The 2,246-nt window shown below is 72.0% G+C and carries 3 protein-coding genes; 2 read left to right on the forward strand and 1 reads right to left on the reverse strand.

Features of this window, described 5'->3' with window-relative positions; translation table 11 throughout:
* The coding region (locus H5J26_RS30410) for a LacI family DNA-binding transcriptional regulator (RefSeq protein ID WP_181769171.1) at window positions 1-903 on the forward strand (903 nt) is incomplete at its 5' end.
* Between the two features lie 162 nt (window positions 904-1,065).
* Window positions 1,066-1,623: a M23 family metallopeptidase gene (locus tag H5J26_RS30415; RefSeq protein WP_309238134.1), complete on the forward strand. Its 558-nt coding sequence runs from the start codon at window positions 1,066-1,068 to the stop codon at window positions 1,621-1,623.
* 321 nt (window positions 1,624-1,944) lie between these two features.
* Here H5J26_RS30415 and H5J26_RS30420 read toward each other — a convergent pair.
* Window positions 1,945-2,246: DUF6069 family protein (locus tag H5J26_RS30420; RefSeq protein ID WP_235981251.1), on the reverse strand; the 302-nt coding region annotated here is incomplete at its 5' end.

Genomic DNA, 2,246 nt, shown 5'->3' on the forward strand with positions numbered 1-2,246 from the left:
CACGCAGCAGGGCTTCGTGACGGCCGGACACTGCGGCAAGGCCGGGGCGACGCGGTCGCACTCGTCGTCCCCGAGACGGAGACCCGGCTGTTCGCCGAGCCGTACTTCTCCGGCATCCTGCGCGGGGTCAGCGCCGAACTCGCCGACAGCGAGATGCAGTTGCTCCTCACGCTCATCCGCGACCAGCACGAGCGGGACCGGTTCGTGCAGTACGCGGCGGCCCGCCGTGTGGACGGTGTGCTGCTCGTCTCGGTCCACGCCGACGACCCGCTGCCCGACCTGCTCCGGGAAGGCGGGATGCCCGCCGTCCTCAACGGTCGCCGCAGCGGCGCCGAACCCGTCCCCTACGTGGACTCCGACAACGTCGGCGGTGCACAGGTCGCGGTCGAGCATCTGATCGGGCGGGGACGCCGCGCGGTCGCCACCATCACGGGCCCGCTCGACATGTACGTGGCCCAGTGCCGCCTCGAGGGCCACCGCGAGGCGTTGCGCGCCGCCGGCCGCAAGGAGGACGAACGGCTGGTCGCACACGGCGACTTCACCGAGGACGGCGGGCACCGCGCGATGCGTGAGCTGCTGGAGCGTGCACCGGAGGTCGACGCCGTCTTCTGCGCGTCGGACGTCATGGCGTCGGGGGCGCGGCTTGCCCTGCGTGAAGCGGGCCGGACGGTGCCGGGAGACGTGGCGCTCGTCGGCTTCGACGACTCGGCGGTGGCACGGCACATGGACCCGCCGCTGACCAGCGTCCGGCAGCCGATCGAGGAGATGGGGCGGGCGATGGCCCGTACGCTCCTGGATCTGATGGCCAAGGAGCGGGACACCGCCGAGGGAGCCGCCGTCGCCGGCGGTCCCGCGCACGGGCTCGTGCTGCCCACGGAGCTGGTCCGCCGCAGCTCCTCCTGAGGCCGGCGAGGAGAGCCCGCCCGGACCTCACCCCTGAGACTGACGGCCGGTGAGATTCTCACCCCTCCGGACAACGCCCGGATGCGGGCGCACAGCCACTGCCCTTTGCTGCCTGGTATGACCTCAGACACGCGACGTGAGTCAGGCATCGTCCGGAGGATAGTGACAGGCGCAGTCGCAGCGGCGGTCTCCATATGCGGCTTCGCCGGATCGGCACCCGCGGGTGCACCCCACGAAGGGGATCCGGCACAGGACAACATCGGGGGCTCTCCGAAGGAGCCCCACTCACTGAGCGCTCCCGCAGAGACGACGAGTTACACGCGGCCGGTCACCAAGGCCGCCCGGATCTCCGCGAGATGGGGAATCCCCGGCAGCTGGGCGGCGGGCCACCACACCGGCGTCGACTTCGCGATCCCCACGGGCACGACCGTACGGTCGGTGGGCACCGGCAGGGTCGAACTCGCGGGCGACGCAGGCTCGTACGGCAACGCCGTCATCGTCCACATGAAGGACGGGAAGCACGTTCTCTTCGCCCACCTCTCGAGGATCACCGTGAGAGTGGGACGGGCCGTACGGGCGGACACCGTACTCGGCGAATCCGGCGACACCGGGCGCTCGACAGGCCCGCATCTGCACTTCGAAGTACGCGCCGAGCGGGGATACGGCACCGAGGTCGACCCCGTCTCCTACCTGGCACGGCACGGTGTCCGCATCGCGTAGACACCCGGCCGGCCAGTAAGAGGCCCCCACCGGAGAGGTGTCCCGGTGGGGGCCTTGCCACGCGGCGCCGTACGGCTGCGGACGGACCGGCACGGGCGAACGCGGCCCGTACGGAGGCGAGTTGGACGGCCGTCGCTGAGGCGGGCCATTCCGACGGGCCATGCCGACCGACCATGTCGGCCGGTCAGGGGCACTCCCGCGACCGGCGCGGACGCGGCCCGTCGGGAATGTGACCGGCACCGCCCGGGCCCCGTACGAACGCCACTCGGGCGAGGCCCCGGACATCGTCCGAGTGCCTCGCCCGAGCTCAGCCGAGAGCGGTCATTCGCGGACGGCGCTGCGCGCGACCGTCGCCATCAGCGTGCCGATGACCACCCCGATCACGAGGTAAACGCCCGCCGTCCCCGCCTTCGCCTCCCAGCTCGCGTTCGAGGTGAAGGGAGCCAGCATGGCCGCAGCCGTGCCCAGCGTGATGATCCACCCCAGGAAGCGTCCCGGCTGCGGCGTCGCCAGCACCAGCAGCTGTAGCACCGCCGTGGCCGCCAGAGCGGCCAGCCCCGCGCCCAGCGCGAGCTGCCCCGTCGAGGCGAGCACCATCGTGCCTTGCTGTTCGGGGGCGAAGA

This window comes from Streptomyces albidus (ex Kaewkla and Franco 2022), assembly GCF_013870515.1.
In the GTDB taxonomy this organism is placed as follows: domain Bacteria; phylum Actinomycetota; class Actinomycetes; order Streptomycetales; family Streptomycetaceae; genus Streptomyces; species Streptomyces albidus.